Genomic DNA, 22,210 nt, shown 5'->3' on the forward strand with positions numbered 1-22,210 from the left:
CGGTCAGCTTTCCGGAACGAGGAAGATCGCGGCGAGCGGCGGAATGGTGAGGCGGAGCTCGGGCGTCTTGCCATCGACGGCATGAACCTCGCCGATGTTCCCGACATTGCTGCCGCCATAATGGGCGGAGTCCGAGTTGAGCACCTCTTTCCACTTGCCGGCAAAGGGCACGCGAACGCGATAGTTGCGATAGACGTTGGGGGAGAAGTTGACGATCACGAGGCAGCGCGCGTGCTCGTCGAGCCCCTTGCGCAGCCAGGCGAACACGTTGCGATTGGCGTCGTCGGTAATGAGCCATTCGAAACCGGCCTGGTCGCAGTCCATCTGGTGCAGCGCCGGCACCGCGCGATAGAGCCGGTTGAGGTCGCGGATCAGCGCCTGGATGCCCGAGTGATATTTGTATTCGAGCAGGTGCCAGTCGAGCGACTGGTCGTGATTCCATTCGCGGCTTTGCGCGATCTCGGCGCCCATGAACAAGAGCTTCTTGCCGGGATGGCCGAACATGAAGCTGTAATAGGCACGCAGGTTCGCGAAGCGCTGCCATTCGTCGCCGGGCATGCGGCCCAGGATCGAGCGCTTGCCGTGCACGACCTCGTCATGCGACAGCGGCAGGATGAAATTTTCCGAGAAGGCATAGTGCAGGCCGAACAGGATCTCGCCGTGATGATGCTTGCGGTGAATCGGATCCTTGCTGATGTAGTTCAGCGTGTCGTGCATCCAGCCCATGTTCCACTTGTAGCCGAAGCCGAGCCCGCCGAATTCGACCGGGCGCGAGACTTGCGGCCACGCCGTGGATTCTTCCGCCGCCGTGGTTGCCTGCGGAAAGCGGGCGAACAGTTCGGTGTTGAAGCGGCGCAGGAACGCGATCGCCTCGATGTTCTCCCGTCCGCCATACTGGTTCGGAATCCAGGCGCCGGGCGGGCGGCTGTAGTCGAGATAGAGCATCGATGCGACGGCATCGACGCGCAGGCCGTCGATCGCGTAGCGCTCCAGCCAGAACAGCGCGTTCGACACCAGGAAGTTCGTCACTTCGGTGCGGCCGTAATTGTAGATCAGCGTGCCCCAGTCGAGATGCCGGCCCTGCAGCGGGTTGGCGTGCTCGTAGAGCGAGGTGCCGTCGAAGCTGCCGAGTCCGTGCGGATCATCCGGGAAGTGGCCGGGCACCCAGTCGAGCAGCACGCCGACGCCTTCGCGGTGGCAGGCGTCGACCAGCGCGGCAAAATCCTCCGGCGTGCCGAACCGGCTGGTCGGTGCATAGAGGCCGGTCGGCTGATAGCCCCAGGAGCCGTCGAACGGGTGCTCGCTGACGGGGAGGAATTCGAGATGGGTAAACCCCATGTCGCGGGCATAGGCCGGCAGCTGCTCGGCCAGCTCGCGGTAGGTGAGCCATTCATTGTCGCCCTTGCGCCGCCACGAGCCGAGATGGACCTCGTAGATCGACATCGGCGCCGACAGCGCATTGATGCCGTCAGGCGCCGGGCGCGGCCGCGGCAGGTGCGCCTCGTCGAACACGATGGAGGCCGTCTTCGGACGCACCTCGCTCGCGAACGCCATCGGATCGGATTTCAGCGGCAGCTGATGGCCGTGTGGCCCGACGATGTCGAACTTGTAGTGATCGCCCCGCTTGGCGTGCGGGATGAACAATTCCCAATAGCCGCTGCCGCGCACCCGCATCGGATGGCGCCGCGAATCCCAGAAATTGAAATCGCCGACCACGGACACGCGCCGCGCATTCGGCGCCAGCACCACGAAGCCGATGCCGTCGACGCCGTCGAGCGTCATCGGATGCGCGCCGAGCTTGTCATAGAGGCGCTGATGGGTGCCTTCGCCGAGCAGATAGAGGTCGAAATCGGTCAGGATCGGCGGAAAGCGGTAGGCGTCCTCGAACTCGACGATGCTGTCGCCGAATTTGGCGCGTAGCTGGTAATGCTTCGAGCCGTTCGGCAAGGCGCCGACGAACAGGCCTGCGTCGTGGACGCGGTCGAGCCGGGCGACCTCGCCGTGCTCGCCAACCGCCTCGACATTGGAGGCCTCGGGCAGAAAGGCGCGCACCACGCTCTTGCCGCCCTCGGGATGCAGCCCGAGATAGTGGAAGGGGTCGGCGTGGCGGCCCTCGATGATCGCGTAGGCCTCGGCAGGTAGTTTAGGCATGGGCTTCGCTCTCGGCATTGGACAGAATGCGAAGCAGTCCGGTCAGCGGCGCATGGAGCCCCTCAGGCCGGTGGGACAGCTCGTACCCTACTTCGTCGAACGCTTGATCAAGCAGGAAAAACCTTAACAGGCCTTCCGCGGATTGCGGATCTTCCGGCCACAGCCGCCGATCGGTCATGGCCTCGCGATAGGCGGACAGGAAGGTCGTGGTGGCGCGCTCGCGCCATTCACTGAGCGCGGCTACAAGCCGGCTCTGCTCGTCAGTGCCTCCTGACAGGGCCCGGCCAAGCGCCACGTTCACCGAAAGATCGATCGAGCGGATCAGACCGGCGACGTCGCGCGCGGCAGGCAGCTTGCGCCGCTTGTCGGCCAGCGGCAGACGCGGATCGCCGTCGAAGTCGATGATGCAGATATCGTCCTTCACGATCAGAATTTGCCCGAGGCGGAAGTCGCCATGATGACGGATGTTCAACCCGTCGATGTCGGATGGCAAGAGCGCATTCAGGCGGTCGGGCAGGCTCGTGCGCAGCGCCGTGAGCTGGTCGATCAGCGGCCGGTCCGCTTCCCGCAGGCCGTCGCGGCTGTCGGCCAGTCGCTCGAAAACCCGCCCGGCGCGTGCCTTGAGGTCGGAGACCCAGTGCCTGATGTGGGCGGAGCCGATCGGCTCCGGAGCGAGATCGTCAGGCCTTGCCGCGGCCAGAGCGACATGCAGCTCGGCGAGGCGCCGGCCGATCTGCATGACGAAGTGCAGGTAGGGCGACTGCTCCTGGGTCTCGCGCGGCGCTTCGCCCGCCGACAAGACGCGCTGCTCGTCGATATAGCGGTCGAGATAGCCCGTGGTCACCGCCCAGCCGTCGCCCTGGTTCTCGACATAGGCATGCAGCACGCCGAGTGTGCTGCGCTGATCGCCCTCGACCAGCTCGACGCTGCCGAGCAGCGCCGGCGTATTGGCAAAGCGGGCGACTTCCGTGAGGTAGTGGCCGATCTCGATCTCGGGATTGGTGCCTCCTTCGAGCTGGCGATAGATCTTGGCGACGTACTGGTTGTCGACCAGCGCGGTGCTGTTCGACTGCTCGATCGCGCGGATGCGTCCGGGCTCCTTGATGGTGTAGTCGGCAAACCGGCTGGTCGCCTTGAACTCCAGCCGCAGATTGTTCTCTTCCACCACCAGGTTCTGCGACAGGTTGCGCAGGAACAAGCCGATGAAGATCTGGTCGGTCGCGACGTCGAGCAGCGTACCTTCGCGCGCGCCCTGGCGCACGGCGGCGAGCGCCTTCGGGTTGAAGCGCTCGCGGTCGAAGCGCACCCATTCGATCTGCATCGGCAGCACGTAGCGGGTCGCAACGGCGTCCTGTTGCGCCGCCTCGAAGAACGCGATCCAGGGCCGGTTGTCGCCGATGTCGCAGAACGGCACCGCCGAGGTCAGCGTCGGCTTGATGTGCTTGGGATCGTGCTCGGGATACCAGCGTGTCCGCGACAGGAATCCCGGCAGCACATCGTGCTCGAACACGCCGCGCTCGCGCGCCAGCGACACCCAGGTCGAGTTGACCGGCACCACCAGCGTTTCGAATTCCGGCACCGCGCGCGGCGTCACCGGCTCGGACTTGTCGCGCTCCATGAGATGGAACCAGTAGAAGCCGTACGGCCCCAGCGTGATCATGTAGGGCAGCTCGCCGATCGGCGGGAAGCGGGTGCGGCCGAGCATCTCCTGCGGGATGCGGTCCTTCCACGGCGACAGGTCGAGCTCGGTCGCCTGCGCCGCCCGCGAGAGGTTGGCAACGCAGAGGATCACCTCGTCGTGGTACTGCCGGACATAGGCCAGCACGGCGCGGTTGGCCGGGCGGATGAAGGTCATGGTGCCGCGGCCGAAGGCGAGCGTCGACTTGCGCACCGAGATCAGCCGCTTGGTGGCGCTGAGCAGCGAGGACAGGCTGCGCGATTGCGCCTCCACGTTCACCGATTCATAGCCGTAGACCGGATCCATGATCAGCGGCGCGTAGAGACGGGCCGGGTCGCAGCGCGAGAAGCCGCCGTTGCGGTCCGGGCTCCACTGCATCGGCGTGCGCACGCCGTTGCGGTCGCCGAGATAGATGTTGTCGCCCATCCCGATCTCGTCGCCGTAATAGATGATCGGCGTACCGGGGAACGACAGCAAGAGCGAGTTCATCAGCTCGATCTTGCGGCGGTCGTTGTCCATCAGCGGCGCGAGGCGCCGGCGGATGCCGACATTGATGCGGGCGCGCGGGTCGTTGGCGTAGGTGGTCCAGAGATAGTCGCGCTCGACGTCGGTGACCATTTCCAGCGTCAGCTCGTCGTGGTTGCGCAGGAACAGCGCCCATTGGCAGCTTGCCGGAATGTCCGGCGTCTGGCGCAGGATGTCGGTGATCGGGAAGCGGTCCTCCTGCGCGATCGCCATGTAGATGCGCGGCATCAGCGGGAAGTGGTAGGCCATGTGGCACTCGTCGCCACGGCCGAAATATTCCTGCACGTCCTCCGGCCATTGATTGGCCTCGGCCAGCAGCAGCTTGCCCTTGGAGTAGGAATCCAGCTCCTGGCGCAGACGCTTGATGATCGCATGCGTCTCGGGGAGGTTCTCGTTCGAAGTGCCCTCGCGCTCGCAGAGATAGGGAATGGCATCCAGCCGGAAGCCGTCGACGCCGGCGTCCAGCCAGCGCTTCATCACCTGGATGAGCGCGCTGACCACGCGCGGATTGTCGAAATTGAGGTCCGGCTGGTGCGAGAAGAAGCGGTGCCAGTAGAAGGCGCCGGCCTCGTGATCCCAGGTCCAGTTCGACTTTTCCGTGTCGGTGAAGATGATGCGCGTGCCCTGGTATTTCTGGTCGGTGTCACTCCAGACGTACCAGTTGCGGGCGCTCGAGCCCGGATGGCTGCGGCGCGCACGCTTGAACCATTTGTGCTGGTCCGAGGTGTGGTTGACGACAAGCTCGGTGATGACGCGCAAGCCGCGCTTCTGCGCCTCCTGGATGAAGCGCTTGAAGTCCTTCATCGTCCCGAAATCGGGATTGACCGAGCCGTAGTCCGCGATGTCGTAGCCGTCGTCGCGCCCGGGCGAGGGATAGAACGGCAGCAGCCACAGCGCGGTGACGCCGAGCTCCTGGAGATAGGGCAGCTTCTCGGTCAGGCCGGCGAAGTCCCCGATGCCGTCATTGTTGCTGTCCGCAAACGCCTTGACGTGCAGCTGGTAGATGATGGCGTCCTTGTACCAGAGCTCATCCACGACCTCGGCAGCCTCAATCTTCTTGGTATCGACGGAAGACAGAACATTCATGGCGTTAAGCCTTTACGCCAGGCAGCGGAACAGCAGCGCCGGATCGCGGTCGGGATCGATACGCAACCTGATCCCGCCCCATTCGATGCGGGACTGTTCGCCGGTGAGGAGATTTTCGAGTGCGGTGACGTGGCGGCGCTGGCCGCCGGCGTCGATGGTGAGGTCGCCGAGCGGCAACCAGAATTCGCGCGCATCGCGCGTGAGGGCGATGGCGGCGACGACGGCGTTGGCCGGATCGGTCGCCTCTTTCACGAAGCTGATCGTCTCGCCGTCCTCGATGCCGAGAAACCGCAAATTCGCCGTCTGCTGGAGTGCCGCATTGTCGTTGCGGATGCGGTTGAGAGCGGCGATGTAGGGCTTGATGTTGCCCGGCTTGTCCCAGTCGCGCTGCTTGATCTGGTACTTCTCGGAATCGAGATATTCCTCGCGGCCGGGGATGGCTTCGTGTTCGAGCAATTCGAAGCCGCTATAGATCCCGTAATTGCCCGACAGCGTCGCGGCCAGCGCGAGCCGCGACTTGAAGGCCCAGGCTTCGCCGCTCTGGAGATGAAAGGGCAACAGGTCCGGCGTGTTCACGAACAGGTTCGGGCGATAGAAGTCGCGCTCGGGATAACGCGTCAGCTCGCCGAGATATTGCTCCACCTCCCACTTCGACGTGCGCCAGGGAAAATAGGTGAAGGACTGCGCGAAGCCGAGCTTGGCGAGGCCCTTCATCAGCTTCGGCCGTGCAAACGTCTTCGAGAACAGGATCACCTCGGGATGCCGGCGGCGGATGTCGCGGATCAGCCACTCCCAGAACGGAAGCGGCGCGGTATCGTGATTGTCGATGGCGAAGATGGTGACACCATGGTCGATCCAGAACAACATCGCGTCGCGGAACGCATTCCACAGCCCGGCCCGGTCGACGGAGGCGAAATCGGGGATGACGATGTCCGAATAGGGGCCATCAGCCGTCCGCACCGAGCGGTCCGGCCGCCATTTGAACCATTCCGGATGCTGCGTCAGCCAGGGATGGTCCGGCGAGCATTGCACGGCGAAATCGAGCGCGAGCTCGAGGCCGTATTCCAGGCAGGTCGCAACCAGCGCGCGGAAATCCTCGATGGTGCCGAGCTCGGGATGCAGTGCATCGTGTCCGCCCTCGGCGGTGCCGATCGCATAGGGCGAGCCGGGTTCGCCTGCGGTCGCCACCGGCGCATTGTTGCGGCCCTTGCGCCTGTTATGCCCGATCGGGTGGACCGGCGTGAAGTAGAGCACGTCGAAGCCCATCGCGGCGATATCGGGCACGCGCGCGATGCAGTCGCGCAGCGTGCCGTGCCGGCCGGGGATCCGGCCCTGGCTGCGCGGCATCATCTGATACCAGGCGCCAAAGCGCGCCTTGTCGCGGTCGGCGATCAGCGGGAAGAGCGGCGAGCGCGTGAGGTCGGGCCGCGACTGGCTCTCGGCCATGGCGCTGCCGAGCTCGGTTGAGAGCAGCGGGGTGACATCGCCGGTCTGAAGATAGTCCTCGCATTGTCTGACGATCACCGCCGCGGCGTCCTGCCGCGCGCCATGCGCCTTGGTCAGGAGCCCGGCGCCCTCGATGGCGTCGAGGCTGACATCGGCGCCGGACAGCCGCTTGCGCGCGACCGCGTGAGACCAGGTCGCGAACTCGTCGGTCCAGGCCTCGATCGCGTAGAGATATTGGCCGGGCTCGACGGGCGTGAACGCGCCGGACCAACGGTCATTGCCGTGATGGATCATCGGCTCGCTCCGCCATTCCCGGTCCTGCTCGCGTCGCCAGATCAGCGCGGCGCCGACCACGGCCTCGCCGTCGCGGTAGATGTCGGCCCACACCTCGACGCACTCGCCCGCGATCCGCTTCACGGCGAAACGGCCGCCGCCGATCAAGGGATAGACGTCTTCGATGAGGAAAGCGCTGCCGGCTGCGGCACTTTCGACAGTTTGAATTGTCTTGTTCACGGTGATGCCATTGACAAGAAAGCAGGGCCCGTTTCCCTTGTCGGGAACCTACGCTTGATACCTATATAGAAAGCCGCTTGTGTGTCATTAGTTCCGCCTGGGAACGGCAGGCCCGTTTTTGAGTTACCCCTGACTAACGTCTTCCGCCACCTCGTTAAAATCCCTGCCCCCGGCCACACAATGGCCTGCAAGCTGCGTGCCGAATGGATCTTTTAGCTCAAGCCCAGATCAAGGGTGTTCAGTCCGAATTCGTGGACGCCCTCGGAAAGCTGCGGGTCACCGATCCCGTGGCCCTCAAATCCATCCTCGACGCCCTGCCGGAGAAGCGGGTTTATCGCTTCGTCAGCGGGCCCGTGGTGGTTCGCGCCCTGGGACATCCGCGGACGGAATTGGCGGCCACCGGCGCGCCGCCGCTGCAATGGAAAATCGCCGGCAACGGCAACGTGATCGCGCAAGGCGAGACGCGCGAGCCTGTCATCGCCTGGCCCGCCGGCCTGCCGCTCGGCTACCACCGCTTGACGCTGACCGATGCCGAAGGCGTGACCGAAGAGGTGCCGATGATCGTGGCGCCCGAGCGCGCCTTCGGCGGCGATTTCGACCGCGGCTGGCTGCTCGCCGTGCAGCTCTACGGCGTCCGCTCGGAGCGCAACTGGGGCATCGGCGATTTCACCGACCTTGCCGATCTCGTCCGGCTCGCAAAACAGCTCGGGGCCGACGGCGTCGGCCTCAATCCGCTGCACGTGTTGTTCGACGACCACCCGGCCGATTGCAGCCCCTATTCGCCGAACAGCCGACTGTTTCTCAATCCGCTCTACATCGACGTCGAGGCGATCCCGGAATTTTCCGCGGACCTCGTCCCCGATGCGGCCGCGACCGCCGCGCGGCTGCGCGAAGGCGACCGTGTCCCCTATGCCGACATGGCGGCGCTGAAATGGCTGGCCTTGCGCGCTGCCTTTAACAGCTTCGTGCGGAGCGCGAGCGGCGTCCGCCGCAATCAGTTCGACGCCTTCCGCGCGGACCGCGCGCCGCTGCTGTCCCGCTTCGCCTGCTTCGAGGTGCTGCGGCATCGCTTCACCGGGCCGTGGTGGGAATGGCCCCCCGAGTGGCGGCAGCCCGACGAGACAAAATGCGCCCAGCTGCGCAACGGCCCTGACAAGCGCGAGGTCGAGTTCGTCGAATTCGTGCAATGGACCGCCGATAGCCAGTTGCATGCGGCCAAAGAGCTGGCCGGCCAGCTCGGCATGCGGGTCGGGCTTTATCTCGACGTTGCCGTTGGCGTGCAGTCCAACGGCTTCGATGCCTGGAACGAGCAGACGGCGATCTCGCGCCATCTCGCCGTCGGCGCGCCGCCCGACGTGCTCAACACGGTCGGCCAGGACTGGGGTCTTGCCGGCTTCAACGCCGGCGGCCTGGAGGCGCAATCCTTCGTGCCGTTCGCCGACATGCTGGCCGCCTCGATGCGCCATGCCGGCGCCATCCGGATCGATCACGTGCTCGGGCTGAAGCGGCTCTATCTCGTGCCGCGCGGCTTCAAGCCCGACAACGGCGCCTATGTGCAGATGCCGTTCGAGGCGCTGCTGGGCGCCGTGGCGCGCGAGAGCGCGGCCCATAAGTGCATCGTGATCGGCGAAGACCTCGGCACGGTGCCGGAAGGTTTTCGCGAGACCATGCAGGATTTCGGCATCTGGTCCTACCTCGTCATGATGTTCGAGCGCGACGATGCCGGCCACTTCCGCAACATCGACTATTACCGGCCGAACGCGCTGGTGACGCTGAACACGCACGACCTCTGCACCTATGCGGGTTGGCGCTCCTTCAGCGATCTCAAGATGAAGCTGTCGCTCGGGCTCGATCCCGGCGAGGACGACAAGGCCCGCTGGCATGCGCTCGGCATGCTCGATGAGATCCTGCGCCAGAACGGCATCAACGCCAACGATCTCTATTCGGTGCTCGCCTTCCTGTCGCGCACGCCCTCGCGGCTGCTCGCGGTGTCGCTGGAGGATCTGCTCGGCGTGATCGACCAGCCCAACATTCCCGGCACGATCGACGAGCATCCGAACTGGCGGCAGCGCCTGCCTGTCACGCTCGACAAGATCGCCTCGAAGGTCGATCTCACGGCCTTGAGAGCGGCGACGCGGGAACGTTCGTTGCTCGGCGGGAGTTAATCCGCCGGGGTTTTTAGGCTCGCACGACATTGTCTCAGAGGATCGAGGACTATGCGCTGATCGGCGACTGCGAGACCGCGGCGCTGGTCGGGCGCAACGGCTCGATCGACTGGTTGTGCTGGCCCGCCTTCGATTCCGACGCCTGCTTTGCCGCAATCCTCGGCACGCGCAAGAACGGCCGCTGGCAGATCGCGCCGGCCGGGGACGTCACCACGACGTCACGCCGCTATCTCGGCGATACCCTCATCCTCGAAACGCAGTTTGAGACGAGGAGCGGCATTGTCGCCTTGATCGACTTCATGCCGCCGCGCGGCAAGGCGTCCGACGTCGTGCGGCTGGTGCGCGGCGTCAGCGGCACGGTGAAGCTGCGGATGGAGCTCGTGATCCGCTTCGGTTTCGGCGTCGATATTCCCTGGGTACGCCGCTGCAGGGACGGTTCGCTGCTGGCGGTCGCCGGCCAGGACATGACCGTGCTGCGCACGCCGGTCGGGACCCGCGGCGAGGACCTGACGACGGTTGCCGAATTCGAGGTGAAGGCCGGCGAGACCGTGCCGTTCGTGCTGACCTATGGCCCCTCGCACCTCGATCCGCCCGAGCCGATCGACCCGGAGATCGCGCTCCAGGAGACCGAAAGATTCTGGAAGGACTGGTGCAGCCGCTGCACGCGGGACGGCGAGTATCACGATCTCATCATGCGCTCGCTGATCACGCTGAAGGCGCTGACCTTCGGCCCGACCGGCGGCATCGTCGCGGCGCCCACGACCTCGCTGCCCGAGAAGCTCGGCGGCAGCAGGAACTGGGACTACCGCTTCTGCTGGCTGCGCGATGCCACCTTCACGCTGCTGGCGCTGATGAACTCGGGTTATACCGAGGAGGCCTTGGCCTGGCACAATTGGCTCTTGCGCGCCGCCGCCGGCTCGCCGGCGAACATGCAGATCATGTACGGCATCTGGGGCCAGCGGCGCCTGCTGGAATGGGAGGCGGGCTGGCTCGACGGTTATGAGGGCGCCCAGCCGGTCCGCGTCGGCAATGCCGCGCATGCACAGCTGCAGCTCGACGTCTATGGCGAACTGATCGACGCCTTCCACCAGACGCGCATGGCCAGGCTCAAGCTCAATGACGAAGCGACCTGGGCGCTGGAATGCGCGGTGCTCAATCATCTCGCCGAGGTCTGGGACCAGCCCGACCACGGCATCTGGGAGCGGCGCGGCGAGCCGAAGCACTACGTCTTCTCCAAGGTGATGACCTGGGTCGCCTTCGACCGCGGCATCAAGAGCGCCGAGACCTTTGGCTTCAGGGCGCCGCTGCTGCACTGGCGCGCGCTGCGCGAGGCCATTCACCGCGACGTCTGCAACAATGGCTTCGACGCGGAGGAAAATGCCTTCGTCGAGTCCTACGGCTCAAAGCTGCTCGACGCCAGCGTGCTGCTGGTGCCGGCGGTCGGCTTCCTGCCGGCGGAGGACCCGCGCATCCGCGGCACCATCGCAGCCGTCGAAAAGCACCTGATGTGCGACGGCTTCGTGCTGCGGCACGATCCGCGCGAAGTGTCCGAGGAAAAGCAGCCGACCGAGGGCGCGTTCCTGGCCTGCACCCTCTGGCTCGCCGATGCCTATGTGCTGTCGGGCGATCTCGACACGGCGCAGGTGCTGTTCGACCGCGTGGCCGCCCTTGCCAACGACGTCGGGCTATTGGCCGAGGAATACGATTCCGTGGCGGGCCGCCAGACCGGCAACTTCCCGCAGGCGCTGACCCACATCGCGCTGGTCAACACCGCGCATAATCTATCGGCGGCAAGGCAGGAGAGCGAGAAGCCCGCGATGCAGCGGTCGAAGTAGATCGGCGCGGCAGGTTCTTCACCTCTCCCCGCTGGGGAGAGGTGGGTACCCAGCGGCAGGCGATAGTTGAGGCCATCAAGCCCTAGCCGACCCCGTTCCGCTTCAAGATCATCTCCATCGCCTCGGCAAAGCCGTCCTGCTCGTTGGTGGCGGTGACGTGGGTGGCCTGGTCCTTGACGTCGTCGGTGGCGTTGCCCATGGCGATCGAGGTGCCGCTGACGCGGAACATCGCGAGGTCGTTCTGCATGTCGCCGATGGTCGCGACCGCGTCGGTCGAGATGTCGAGGCGCTTGGCCATCGCCTCGACGAAGGTGCCCTTGTCGAAGCCGGGCGGGGTGATGTCGAGATAATAGGTCTGCGAGCGCACCGCGGTCGCCTCGCTGCCGAGCGCCTCCTGCATCGCCTTCTCGCAAGCGGCGAGTCCGGCGGCGTCGGCGCTGGCGCCGACGATCTTGCAGGCGCTCGCAAGGTACGGCGAGAAATCCGTCACGATGGTCGGATCGGAGCGGATGGTGTGCTGCTCATGGGCAACGTATTTACCGCCAGGGTTGTCGATCAGCCATTTGTCGGTGGTGAACAGCCAGATGTCGGCGCGGAACTCCCGGAGGATCTGCAAGGACCGCTCGACCGCGCCTGCGGGAATGAGGTGCTGTTCGACCGGCTTCATCTCGGGATCGACGATCGAGGAGCCGTTGAACGGGCCGACCGGCAGCCACAGCGCCAGCGGCTCGATCAGGAAGCGCATGCCGATGGCGGGGCGGCTGGAGGTGATGGTGAAGCCGATGCCGGCCTGGTGCAGCCGCTGCACCGCGGACCTCGCACGTTCCGTCAGCGTCTTGTCCTTGGTCAGCAGCGTGCCGTCGACGTCGGAGACCACGAGTGAGATTGGCGTCATGGCAGAACCTTGGGTATTGCGCCGCCCAGTTTCAATTGCCGCACGACGCCGTCCACGATCGCCTCGACGGTTTCGTCGATCGAGACGGTGACGACGTGCTCGCTCGCCTCCGGGGCTTCCAGCGTGTTGAACTGGCTCGTCAGCAGCCCTGGCGGCATGAAGTGGCCCTTGCGGTGCGCGAGGCGTTCGGCGATCAGCTCCTTCGTGCCCTTCAGGAAGACGAAGCGGACGTCGTCGCGCCCCCGCAGCAGTACGTCACGATAGGTGTGCTTCAGCGCCGAGCAGGCGATGATGACGTGCTTGCCGCTCTTGCAGACCCGTTCGATCTCGTCGGCGATGGCGTTGAGCCAGGGCCAGCGGTCCTCGTCGGTGAGGGGATGGCCGGCCTTCATCTTCTCGACATTGCTGGCGGGATGAAAGCTGTCGCCGTCCTCGAAGCGCCAGCCGAGCCGCTCGCCCAGCGCCTCCGCAACCGTGCTCTTGCCCGAACCCGACACGCCCATCACGATCAACGCACAAGGTGCTTCAACGCGGCCCACGAATTTCCTCCGGAAGCGCGGCCTGGTCGACCAGCCAGACGGTCTCACCATTCGAGCGCGCGCGTACAGCCGGCAGAGTCTCGCCATTGAGGAGGCGCGTCAAGATCGGCTGCTTGTCATGTCCCGCAATCTCGAACAGCATTTCGCGGCAGGACGAAAGGACGGGCAGGGTGAGGGAGACCCGCGGCACGAAGGGTGCCACATTGGCCTTGGGCACCCCGACGACCCAGCGCTGCATTTCCTCGATTTCGGGGTAGCCGGGAAACAGCGAGGCGGTGTGACCGTCCGGACCGGCGCCCATCAAGACCAGGTCGAACAGTGGCCGGGCCGGATCGAGGCTTTCCGAACCATAGAAGGCCTGCAGCTCGCGCGCATAGGCGGCGGCGCCTTGATCCGGGTTCTCAGTCGCGGTCGGGATCGGGTGGACATGGCCGGAGGGCGCATCGCGGTCGAGAAAGGCCGCGCGCGCGACCGCCATGTTGTTGAGGGGATCGCTCTCAGCCACGAAGCGCTCGTCGCCGATGAACCAGTGCACGCGATCCCACGGGATTTTTCCACGCCAGGAATCGCCGCCGAGCAGTTGATAGAGCTTTTTCGGGCTCGAGCCGCCGGTCAGGCAGATCGCGATACGCCCCGGATTGGCGCCAATCCGCGCCATCACCCGTTCCGCCGCGGCCTGCGCAAGGGCCTCGGCGTCGGCCGCGACAATCAGCTTCGGCTGGCCGGCCGCCGCCATCACGAAAACTTCCGCCAGCTTCGTCCGTCGCGCCGGAGCAGCTCGTCCGCGCAGGCGGGGCCGTCGCTGCCGGCTTCATAGGTCTCGATGCCGTTGGTGCCCTCGCTCTTCCAGGCGTCCAGGAACGGCTGCACCGCCTGCCATCCGGCCTCGATGCCGTCGGCGCGCTGGAACAGTATGTTGTCGCCGATCATGCAGTCGTAGATCAGCGTCTCGTAGCCGGTCGAGGGATCGACGCGGAAATAGTCGCCATAGCGGAACTTCATCTCGACGCCGTCGATGGTGATGCTCGGGCCCGGAATCTTGGCGTTGAACTGAAGCTCGATGGTCTCGGTCGGCGCGATGCCGATGGTGAGGAAGTTCTGCGACAGGCGGTCGACGTCCGTGCCCGAGAACATCGACAGCGGCGCCTGCTTGAACTTGATCGCGACTTCGGTGCGCTTGTGACCCAGCGCCTTGCCGGTGCGCAAGTAGAAGGGGACGCCGGCCCAGCGCCAATTGTCGATCATCAGCTTGAGCGCGACAAAGGTCTCGGTGGTGCTGCCGGGCTTGACGTCCTCGGTCTTGCGATAGTCCGTGATCTCCTCGTCGCCGATACGGCCGGCGAGATATTGCGCGCGCACTGAATTCTTCAGCGCCTCTTCCCGGCTGGGCTGCTGGATCGAGGTGAGCACGTCGGCCTTCTCGGAGCGCACGGAATGCGCGTCGAATCGTGCAGGCGGCTCCATCGCGACCAGCGACATCAGCTGGAACAGATGGTTCGGTACCATGTCGCGCAGCGCGCCGGTGGCGTCGTAGAAGCCGCCGCGATGGCCGACGCCGAGCTTCTCTTCCACCGTGATCTGGATGTGGTCGATGTGGTTGCGATTCCAGATCGGCTCGAACATGCCGTTGGCAAAGCGCAGCACCAAAATGTTCTGCACCGTCTCCTTGCCGAGATAGTGATCGATCCGGTAGATCTGGTGCTCGTCCATGATCTTCAACAGCTCGGCATTCAGCGCGCGTGCCGAGGCGAGGTCGGTGCCGAACGGCTTTTCGATCACGAGGCGTCGCCAGGCGCCGTTCTCCTCCATCATGCCGGTGCGGCCGAGCTCGCGCGCGGTCGGCGCGAACGCGGCGGGCGGCGTTGCCAGATAGAACAGCCGGTTGCCGCCGGTGTCCTGCGCGCATTCCAGCGAATCCAGATGCTCGCGCAAGCGGTCGAAGGACGGCGGGTCCTTCGGGTCGGCCTCGACGAAGGTCAGGCATTGCAGCAGCTTCTGGGCGATATCGTCGTCCACGGGTCGCGTCGCGAACTGGCGCAGGCCCTTCAACAGGCTGCTGCGCAGCTCGTCATCCGATTGGCCCTTGCGGGCCACGCCGACGACACAGAACTTTTCCGGTAACAGGTGCTCGGCCGCGAGATTGTAGAGCGAGGGCATCACAAGGCGATGAGTAAGGTCTCCGGTCACGCCAAAGATGACGAAGGCGCAATTTTCCGGCTTGCGCTTGGCTTGCGGGTCTTTTGTCACGAATAATCGGCCTTCGCTCTGTTACTTGATACTTCGCCTTTTATTTGGGCTTCGAAGCGCCCGGCTGCTTTGGCTCCTTGTGGCCGCCGAAACCCGCGCGCATCGCGGAGAGAATTTTTTCGGCGAAGGTGTGTTCCTTGCGGGAACGGAAACGTGTGTAGAGCGCCGCGGTCAGGACTTCGGCCGGCACCGCCTCGTCGATCGCCGCATTCACGGTCCAGCGGCCTTCGCCGGAATCTTCGACGAAGCCGGAATATTCCGCCAATGCCGGGCTGTCGGCGAGCGCCGTCGAGGTGAGATCGAGCAGCCAGGACGGGATCACGCTGCCGCGCCGCCAGACTTCTGCGATGTCGGCGAGATCGAAATCGTAGCGATGGTCCGCCGGCAAGGCATCGATGTTGGCGTTCTTGAGGATGTCGAACCCTTCGGCATAGGCCTGCATCAGGCCGTATTCGATGCCGTTGTGGATCATCTTGACGAAGTGGCCGGCGCCGACGGGGCCGGCGTGGATATAGCCCTGCTCGATGCGGGGATCGCGCCCCTCACGTCCTTCCGTGCGCGGAATGTCGCCGGCGCCGGGCGCGAGCGCGGCGAAGATCGGATCGAGCCGGTCCACCACCTGTTTCTCGCCGCCGATCATCATGCAATAGCCGCGGTCGAGACCCCAGACGCCGCCGGAGGTGCCAACGTCGACATAGTGGATGCCGCGTGCCTTCAGCGCCTTGCCGCGGCGGACGTCGTCCTGCCAGAAGGTGTTGCCGCCGTCGATGATGACGTCGCCTTCCTGCATCACGCCCGCGATCGTGTCGATCGTCGTCTCGGTGATGCGCCCCGCAGGCAGCATCACCCAGGCCGTGCGCGGCCGCTCCAGCTTTGCGACGAACTCCTCCAGCGTCGCCGAGCCTACCGCGCCGTCTGCGGCAAGGCCGGCGACGGCCTTGGCGTCCTTGTCATAGACCACGGTCGAATGGCCGTGGCGCATCAGCCGGCGAACGATGTTGCCGCCCATCCGGCCGAGGCCGATCATGCCGAGTTGCATCTGAGAGATTCCCTTAATTCAGCGCGTCGTTAAGCGCCGCGTTGAGCGCCGCGAGACCCTTCTTGAGTCCGCCCTTCAGGTGGACGCGCAATGCGCGCCGCCCGCGCTCGGTGAGCACATCGAAATCGCCGCGCGCCTGCGCCGCCTTGATCACGCCGAAGCTGGCCTTCTGGCCCGGCACGGCCAGGTCCTTGGCGTCGTCAGCGGTGATCTGGAGGAACACGCCGCTGTCGGGCCCGCCCTTGTAGGCCTGTCCCGTCGAGTGCAGGAAGCGCGGTCCGAACTCGGCGCAGGTCGCGACATGGCGCTTCTCGCGCACCTCGAGCCGCATCGCCTGAAGCGCGTCGATGGTGGCCTTGTCGCGCGCGATGTAGCCAAGCAGGGCGACATAATCGCCATGGCCCGAGCGCGAGAGATGCGCCTTCAGCCAGGAAGTGAGGTCGCCGTTGGCGCCGGCGGCGCGCAGTGCCGTGGCGTTGGCCTCGTCGGTGTAGAGATCGGCCTCGTCGGTGCTGACCACCGGCTGCTCCGCCGGCAGCGCGCCGGTCTTCTCGAACGACGCGGTGAGCTCGCGGGTCTTGATCTTGGCCGCTTCCACGTCCGGCTGGTCGAACGGGTTGATGCCGAGGATGCTGCCTGCCACCGCCGTCGCCATCTCGAAGCGGAAGAACTCCTGACCGAGATGGTCGATCGACTTCATGACGATGCGCACGACGGGATGGCCGGCCGCTTCGATCGCGGCAAGCTTCGAGTCATGGGCGGCGTCCGCCTCGCCCTCGGTGCGGATGTCGATGAAGAAGCGGTCGTTGCCGTAAGCCGCGGCTTCGCCCAGCGGCTCGCCGTCGATCGGGATCAGGCCCTTGCCCTCCTTGCCGGTCGATTCCGCGATCAGCTGCTCGGCCCAGGCGCCGAAATCGGTGATCTTCTTCGACGACAGGATCGTCACCTTGTCGCGGCCTTCGAGGCCGGCGAGGCCCATGGCAAGGCCGAGCTGCACGCCGGGATTCTCGCTTGGCGGCACGTCCGGTCCGCAGGAGCGGGCCATCGCGAGCGCATGCTTGACGAAGGTCTTGACGTCGATGCCCGCGGTCGCCGCCGGCACTAGGCCGAACGGCGAGAGCACCGAATAGCGGCCGCCGATCGAGGGCTCGCCGTGGAAGATACGGGCGTAGTTCAGCGTCTTGGCCGACTTCTCCAGCGACGAGCCGGGATCGGTCACCGCGATGAAGCGGTGGCCGGTCTTCACCTTGGGGCCGACCGCCTGCGCGACGCGGTCGTGGAAATAGTCCTTCATCGCGTTCGGCTCGGTGGTGCCGCCGGACTTACTGGACACAATGAACACGGTGTTGGCGATGTCGATCTTCGCTTCCATCGCCCGCACCTGGGCGGGATCCGTGGAATCGAGCACATGCAGCTTCGGAAAGCCTGACTTTCGCGCAAAGGTCTCGGCCAGCACCTCGGGTCCGAGGCTCGATCCGCCCATGCCGAGCACGACGGCATCGGAGAATTTCTGGCCCTTCACGCGGCTCGCATAGTCCTCGTAGTCGGCGACGTCCGCCTTGGCGGCGCTGTCGAGCCAGCCGAGCCATTTGTCCTCGTCGGCCCCGGTCCAGACCGATTTGTCACGCTGCCACAGCCTGCGGATCTTGGCCGACGCGCGCCATTCCTCGGTGCTCTTCGCCACCGCCTTGCCGAGCCCGTCGCCGAGCGACAACTGCTGGCGGTCGAGCGCGGGCCCGAGCACGGTTGCGCGCTTGTGCGCAACGGCGCCGTAGAGCTTGTCGGCGGCGTCGGCGAACAGCTTGACGCCGTCCTTGACCAGCTCTTCGGTGATCGCGTCGAGCGAGACGCCGGAGCGCTCCAGCTCTTCCAGCACGCGCCTTGCGTCGTCGATGTTCTCTTCCAGGCTGTCGCGCGGCTTGCCGTGGTCGCGGAACGCATCCAGCGTCGCCGGCGGCACGGTATTGATGGTGTCGGGGCCGATCAGCTCCTCGACATAGAGGACGTCACTGTAATCCTTGTTCTTGGTGCCGGTCGAGGCCCACAGCATGCGCTGCGGCTTGGCGCCCTTGGCGGCGAGCCTCTCCCAGCGGGAACCGGAGAACAGGCGCTTGTAATCCTGGTAGGCGACCTTGGCGTTGGCGATGGCGACCTTGCCCTTCAGCGCGGCCAGCCGTTCCTTCTCGCTGGGGTCGTTGGCGCGCGCGATCTTCTCGTCGAGCTGCTTGTCGACCACCGAGTCGATCCGGCTGACGAAGAAGCTCGCGACGCTCGCGACATGCGACGGATCGCCGCCGCCTGCGACATATTTCTCGAGGCCGGCGAGATAGGCCTCCGCGACCTGGAGGTAGACGTCCCTGGAGAACAGCAGCGTGATGTTGATGCTGATGCCCTCGCCGATGAGCGTCTCGATCGCCGGCAGGCCTTCCGGCGTCGCCGGCACCTTCACCATCAGGTTCTTGCGGTTGACGTCCTTCCAGAGCCGCCGTGCCTCGGCGACCGTCCCGGCGGTGTCCATCGCAAGATAGGGCGAGACCTCCAGGCTGACATAGCCGTCGCCCCCCTTGAGGCGGTCATAGACCGGGCGGAGCACGTCGGCGGCGTTCTGGATGTCCTCGACCGCGACGGCTTCGAACAGGTCGGCCACGCTCCGGTCGCCGCGCTTCAGCGCCTTGCCGATCGGGGCGTCGTACTCGTCCGAACTGCCGATCGCCTTCTCGAAGATCGACGGATTGGAGGTGACGCCCTTGACGCTGTCGGTGTCGATCAACCGCTTGAGGTCGCCCTTGGCGATGAAGCCACGGGCCAGGAAGTCCAGCCAGACGGCTTGTCCGTGCTTTTCCAGTTCTTTGACGGGATTCATGATACTTTATTTATCTCCAAGCCTGCGGGCGAGGGGTTTCCGCGCCGGTCCTGACGCGCTATCCTCTAGCTTACATGCTCCCGGGAGGGAACCAATCAAGGGAATAGGCGTCATACCCTCCAGTGTAACTCCGTCGCGATCATGGCGATCCAGGCGGTTGTGGTCGTGTTGCGTAAAAAGTCGCTGGCCGGGGAGGTTCGGTCGAGGTCTCGTTGCGTAACGTCTGCCGGCCGCTGCACAGAGTGCATCGGCGGATTCCGATCCGCCTGATGCTTCATCGCCCGGTCGCGAATGGCCATGCTGGGGGAAGGCATGCACGCACATCCTGACGGCCCACCGCTCGCCGTCACCGACGGATCGCAATCAGTCGTGCCGGCCGGAGGTATCGACGCGGCCCACGATCTCGAAATCAACCCATGCACGACGTATCTGCGGCTGCTGGTCGCGGCGGGCTTTGCGATGACCCTGCTCAGCGCCGGCCTTGCCGTCGACTGGTGGGACGGCCTCGGCGACTACGACACGACGGTCGGCTATGCCGGCGTCGCGGTGTTCGGCCTGGTCACCAGCCGGCTGATCTGGATGCTCCCCGCCGAACGCGGGCCGGTGGTGATCGTCACCCCTTATGGCATCCGCGATCTCCGCATCGGCAATGAATTTCTGCTGTGGGAGTCGATTGCGGAGGTTTCGACCGAGGAGCGGCGCGGCCGCAAGGCGATCGTGCTGACGCCGACGCCGGGCTTGCAGCGGCAGCTCTCCTGTATCCGCGCCAACATCCGGTCGACGTCGCGCGGCGTGCAGGACGATCGCATCATCATACGCCCCGACGGACTGGCGACCGATTTTGACACATTGCTGCGCGCCTGCCGCGACTGTCACGCCGCCAGCGATTCACGCACCGCATTGCGGCGGGACCGCGATCAAGGCGCGGAAGGCTCGGGTTCGGTCTCACAAGGCTTGGCCGCACAAGCGTCATAAAGCTGCCGCCGGCTGACGGCTATGCTGCACCGCCGGATAGGCTGATCCCCGGTAACGCCCGGATGTTGCGGCCGAGTGACATTTGCTGGAAATGAGCGAAGATATACATAGATTCGCATAAATAACAGGCAGGTGCCTGTTCGTAACTCACCTGGTTGCCTACGTTGTGCGTTGCGTCGAGTCGGCCCCCGGGTGTCCAATGATCGTCATGTGCTCACGCTGATTCGAAACGGCCTGAGGAACGGTCCGGTAACTGCTTTCGTTTCAGCTTGTAGCGGAACTCACGCGGAGAGGGATCATGTACAACGATTCTCTATTCAACGCTTTCGCTCGGTCGTTCGAGGCGAGAAGCCAGCACGACATGTCGATGGCGGAATATCTGGAATCGTGTCGAAGCGATCCCATGAAATACGCGAACGCGGCCGAACGACTGCTAGCAGCGATCGGTGAACCCCAGACGATTGACACGGCCAAGGACCCACGCCTTGGCCGTATTTTTTTGAACCGCACCATCCGTACCTATCCGGCCTTCGCCGGCTTCTACGGCATGGAAGAAACCATCGAGCGCATCGTTGGTTTCTTCCGGCACGCGGCGCAGGGCCTGGAGGAGCGCAAGCAGATCCTCTATCTGCTCGGCCCCGTCGGCGGCGGCAAATCCTCGCTCGCCGAGCGGCTGAAGTCGCTGATGGAAGTGCATCCGATCTACGTGCTCAAGGCCGGCGACGAACTCTCGCCCGTGTTCGAGAGCCCGCTCAGCCTGTTCGATCCCGATCAGCTCGGGCCGATGCTGGAGGAGAAATACGGCATTCCGCGCCGGCGCCTCACCGGATTGATGAGCCCGTGGTGCTACAAGCGGCTTGAGGCCTTCGGCGGCGACATTTCCCAGTTCCGGGTCGCAAAAATCCAGCCGTCGCGGCTGCGCCAGATCGCGATTGCCAAGACCGAGCCCGGTGACGAGAACAACCAGGACATCTCCTCGCTGGTCGGCAAGGTCGACATCCGCAAGCTCGAGACCTACGCGCAGAACGACCCCGACGCCTACAGCTATTCCGGCGGTCTCAACCGCGCCAATCAGGGTATCCTCGAATTCGTCGAGATGTTCAAGGCGCCGATCAAGATGCTGCACCCGCTGCTCACGGCGACGCAGGAAGGCAACTACATCGGCACCGAGAACATCGGTGCGATCCCGTTCACCGGCATCATCCTCGCGCACTCCAACGAGGCGGAGTGGGCGAGCTTCAAGGCCAACAAGAACAACGAAGCCTTCATCGACCGCATCTGCGTGATCAAGGTGCCCTATGTCCTGCGGGTCACGGAAGAGCAGAAGATCTACGAGAAGCTGATCCAGGGCTCCGAGCTGGCGTCGGCGCCGTGTGCGCCGTCGACGCTGGAGACGATGGCGCGTTTCTCGGTGATGTCGCGCCTGCGCAAGCACGAGAATTCCACCGTGTTTGGCAAGATGCGGGTCTACGACGGCGAGAGCCTGAAGGAATCCGATCCGAAGGCGCGCAGCGTCCAGGAATATCGCGATGCCGCCGGCGTCGACGAGGGCATGGACGGCGTCTCCACGCGCTTTGCCTTCAAGATCCTGGCTGCGACGTTCAACCACGATCCGCAGGAGGTCGCCGCCGACGCCGTGCATCTGATGTACGCGCTGGAGCAGTCGATCAAGCGCGAGCAGCTGCCCGAGGAAGTCGAGAAACGGTACCTCGAATTCATCAAGGCGGACCTCGCGCCGCGCTATGCCGAGTTCATCGGAAACGAGATCCAGAAAGCCTATCTCGAATCCTACTCGGATTACGGCCAGAACCTGTTCGATCGCTACGTCGACTATGCCGATGCCTGGATCGAGGACCAGGACTTCAAGGATCCCGATACGGGACAGCTCCTGGATCGCGAATTGTTGAACCAGGAACTGACCAAAATCGAGAAGCCGGCGGGCATCGCCAACCCCAAGGACTTCCGCAACGAGGTGGTCAAATTCTCGTTACGGTCGCGGGCCCAGAACGGCGGCAAGAATCCGACCTGGACCTCCTACGAGAAGATTCGCGACGTGATCGAAAAGCGGATATTCTCCCAGGTCGAGGACCTGCTTCCGGTCATCTCCTTCGGGTCGAAGAAGGACGGCGAGACGGAGAAGAAGCACGGCGAGTTCGTCGCACGCATGGTGGAGCGCGGCTACACCGAGCGTCAGGTTCGCCGGCTCGTCGAATGGTATATGCGTGTGAAGCAGGCCGGTTGAGGCGGATGGAA

13 protein-coding genes are annotated in these 22,210 nt (G+C 64.9%); 4 read left to right on the forward strand and 9 right to left on the reverse strand.

The window, feature by feature from the left end; genetic code table 11:
• Positions 1-3: 3 nt before the first annotated feature.
• From glgB to ACVWW6_RS17530, 3 genes are read right to left on the reverse strand one after another with little or no spacing between them, the layout of a single operon-like run.
• Entirely contained in the window at positions 4-2,151 is a 2,148-nt protein-coding gene (glgB, locus tag ACVWW6_RS17520; protein ID WP_038965697.1) for a 1,4-alpha-glucan branching protein GlgB, read from the reverse strand.
• Complete coding sequence (treS, locus tag ACVWW6_RS17525; protein ID WP_456681129.1) at positions 2,144-5,440, reverse strand: maltose alpha-D-glucosyltransferase; 3,297 nt, start codon at positions 5,438-5,440, stop codon at positions 2,144-2,146. Before treS ends, glgB begins: the two co-directional genes overlap by 8 nt.
• Positions 5,441-5,452: 12 nt before the next feature.
• Positions 5,453-7,399 carry a maltotransferase domain-containing protein gene (locus ACVWW6_RS17530; RefSeq protein ID WP_456681130.1) on the reverse strand — a complete coding sequence of 649 codons (1,947 nt, stop codon included), beginning with the start codon at positions 7,397-7,399 and terminating at the stop codon, positions 5,453-5,455.
• A gap of 203 nt (positions 7,400-7,602) precedes the next feature.
• Between ACVWW6_RS17530 and malQ the strand changes: the two genes are divergently transcribed.
• Together malQ and ACVWW6_RS17540 are read left to right on the forward strand one after the other, a co-directional pair.
• A complete protein-coding gene (gene malQ / locus ACVWW6_RS17535) occupies positions 7,603-9,564 on the forward strand; it encodes a 4-alpha-glucanotransferase (protein ID WP_161533606.1) in 1,962 nt (653 codons plus the stop codon).
• Positions 9,565-9,593: 29 nt separating this feature from the next.
• Complete coding sequence (locus ACVWW6_RS17540; RefSeq protein WP_161533607.1) at positions 9,594-11,399, forward strand: glycoside hydrolase family 15 protein; 1,806 nt, start codon at positions 9,594-9,596, stop codon at positions 11,397-11,399.
• Positions 11,400-11,481: 82 nt separating this feature from the next.
• On the opposite strand, the gene ACVWW6_RS17545 is transcribed toward ACVWW6_RS17540, so the two are convergent.
• The 6 genes from ACVWW6_RS17545 to ACVWW6_RS17570 are packed head-to-tail and all read right to left on the reverse strand — an operon-like array spanning position 11,482 to position 18,982.
• Positions 11,482-12,294 carry an HAD family hydrolase gene (locus tag ACVWW6_RS17545; RefSeq protein WP_161533608.1) on the reverse strand — a complete coding sequence of 271 codons (813 nt, stop codon included), beginning with the start codon at positions 12,292-12,294 and terminating at the stop codon, positions 11,482-11,484.
• Positions 12,291-12,833 carry a gluconokinase gene (locus ACVWW6_RS17550; protein WP_011089501.1) on the reverse strand — a complete coding sequence of 181 codons (543 nt, stop codon included), beginning with the start codon at positions 12,831-12,833 and terminating at the stop codon, positions 12,291-12,293. Before ACVWW6_RS17550 ends, ACVWW6_RS17545 begins: the two co-directional genes overlap by 4 nt.
• Entirely contained in the window at positions 12,820-13,569 is a 750-nt protein-coding gene (gene pgl / locus ACVWW6_RS17555) for a 6-phosphogluconolactonase (protein WP_456681131.1), read from the reverse strand. The genes ACVWW6_RS17550 and pgl overlap by 14 nt, the downstream gene beginning before the upstream one ends.
• Entirely contained in the window at positions 13,569-15,080 is a 1,512-nt protein-coding gene (zwf, locus tag ACVWW6_RS17560) for a glucose-6-phosphate dehydrogenase (protein WP_456681132.1), read from the reverse strand. Before zwf ends, pgl begins: the two co-directional genes overlap by 1 nt.
• Before the next feature lie 40 nt (positions 15,081-15,120).
• Positions 15,121-16,119, reverse strand: coding sequence for a phosphogluconate dehydrogenase (NAD(+)-dependent, decarboxylating) (gene gnd, locus ACVWW6_RS17565; RefSeq protein ID WP_011089498.1), 999 nt, complete (start codon positions 16,117-16,119; stop codon positions 15,121-15,123).
• A gap of 13 nt (positions 16,120-16,132) precedes the next feature.
• Entirely contained in the window at positions 16,133-18,982 is a 2,850-nt protein-coding gene (locus tag ACVWW6_RS17570) for a bifunctional transaldolase/phosoglucose isomerase (protein WP_456681133.1), read from the reverse strand.
• A 291-nt stretch (positions 18,983-19,273) separates the two neighbouring features.
• Between ACVWW6_RS17570 and ACVWW6_RS17575 the strand changes: the two genes are divergently transcribed.
• Both ACVWW6_RS17575 and ACVWW6_RS17580 read left to right on the forward strand, forming a co-directional pair.
• Positions 19,274-19,957, forward strand: coding sequence for an STM3941 family protein (locus tag ACVWW6_RS17575; RefSeq protein WP_456681134.1), 684 nt, complete (start codon positions 19,274-19,276; stop codon positions 19,955-19,957).
• A 298-nt stretch (positions 19,958-20,255) separates the two neighbouring features.
• Positions 20,256-22,199, forward strand: coding sequence for a PrkA family serine protein kinase (locus ACVWW6_RS17580; RefSeq protein WP_011089495.1), 1,944 nt, complete (start codon positions 20,256-20,258; stop codon positions 22,197-22,199).
• Positions 22,200-22,210 lie beyond the last annotated feature (11 nt).

The sequence above is a fragment of the Bradyrhizobium sp. USDA 3311 genome, from assembly GCF_054062495.1.

Bases quoted from the DNA above. Each gene is read 5' to 3' on its own strand.
- glgB (WP_038965697.1), bottom strand. From the start codon at position 2,151: ATGCCTAAACTACCTGCCGAGGCCTACGCGATCATCGAGGGCCGCCAC.
- treS (WP_456681129.1), bottom strand. From the start codon at position 5,440: ATGAATGTTCTGTCTTCCGTCGATACCAAGAAGATTGAGGCTGCCGAG.
- malQ (WP_161533606.1), top strand. From the start codon at position 7,603: ATGGATCTTTTAGCTCAAGCCCAGATCAAGGGTGTTCAGTCCGAATTC.
- ACVWW6_RS17545 (WP_161533608.1), bottom strand. From the start codon at position 12,294: ATGACGCCAATCTCACTCGTGGTCTCCGACGTCGACGGCACGCTGCTG.
- pgl (WP_456681131.1), bottom strand. From the start codon at position 13,569: ATGGCGGCGGCCGGCCAGCCGAAGCTGATTGTCGCGGCCGACGCCGAG.
- gnd (WP_011089498.1), bottom strand. From the start codon at position 16,119: ATGCAACTCGGCATGATCGGCCTCGGCCGGATGGGCGGCAACATCGTT.
- ACVWW6_RS17570 (WP_456681133.1), bottom strand. From the start codon at position 18,982: ATGAATCCCGTCAAAGAACTGGAAAAGCACGGACAAGCCGTCTGGCTG.
- ACVWW6_RS17575 (WP_456681134.1), top strand. From the start codon at position 19,274: ATGGCCATGCTGGGGGAAGGCATGCACGCACATCCTGACGGCCCACCG.
- ACVWW6_RS17580 (WP_011089495.1), top strand. From the start codon at position 20,256: ATGTACAACGATTCTCTATTCAACGCTTTCGCTCGGTCGTTCGAGGCG.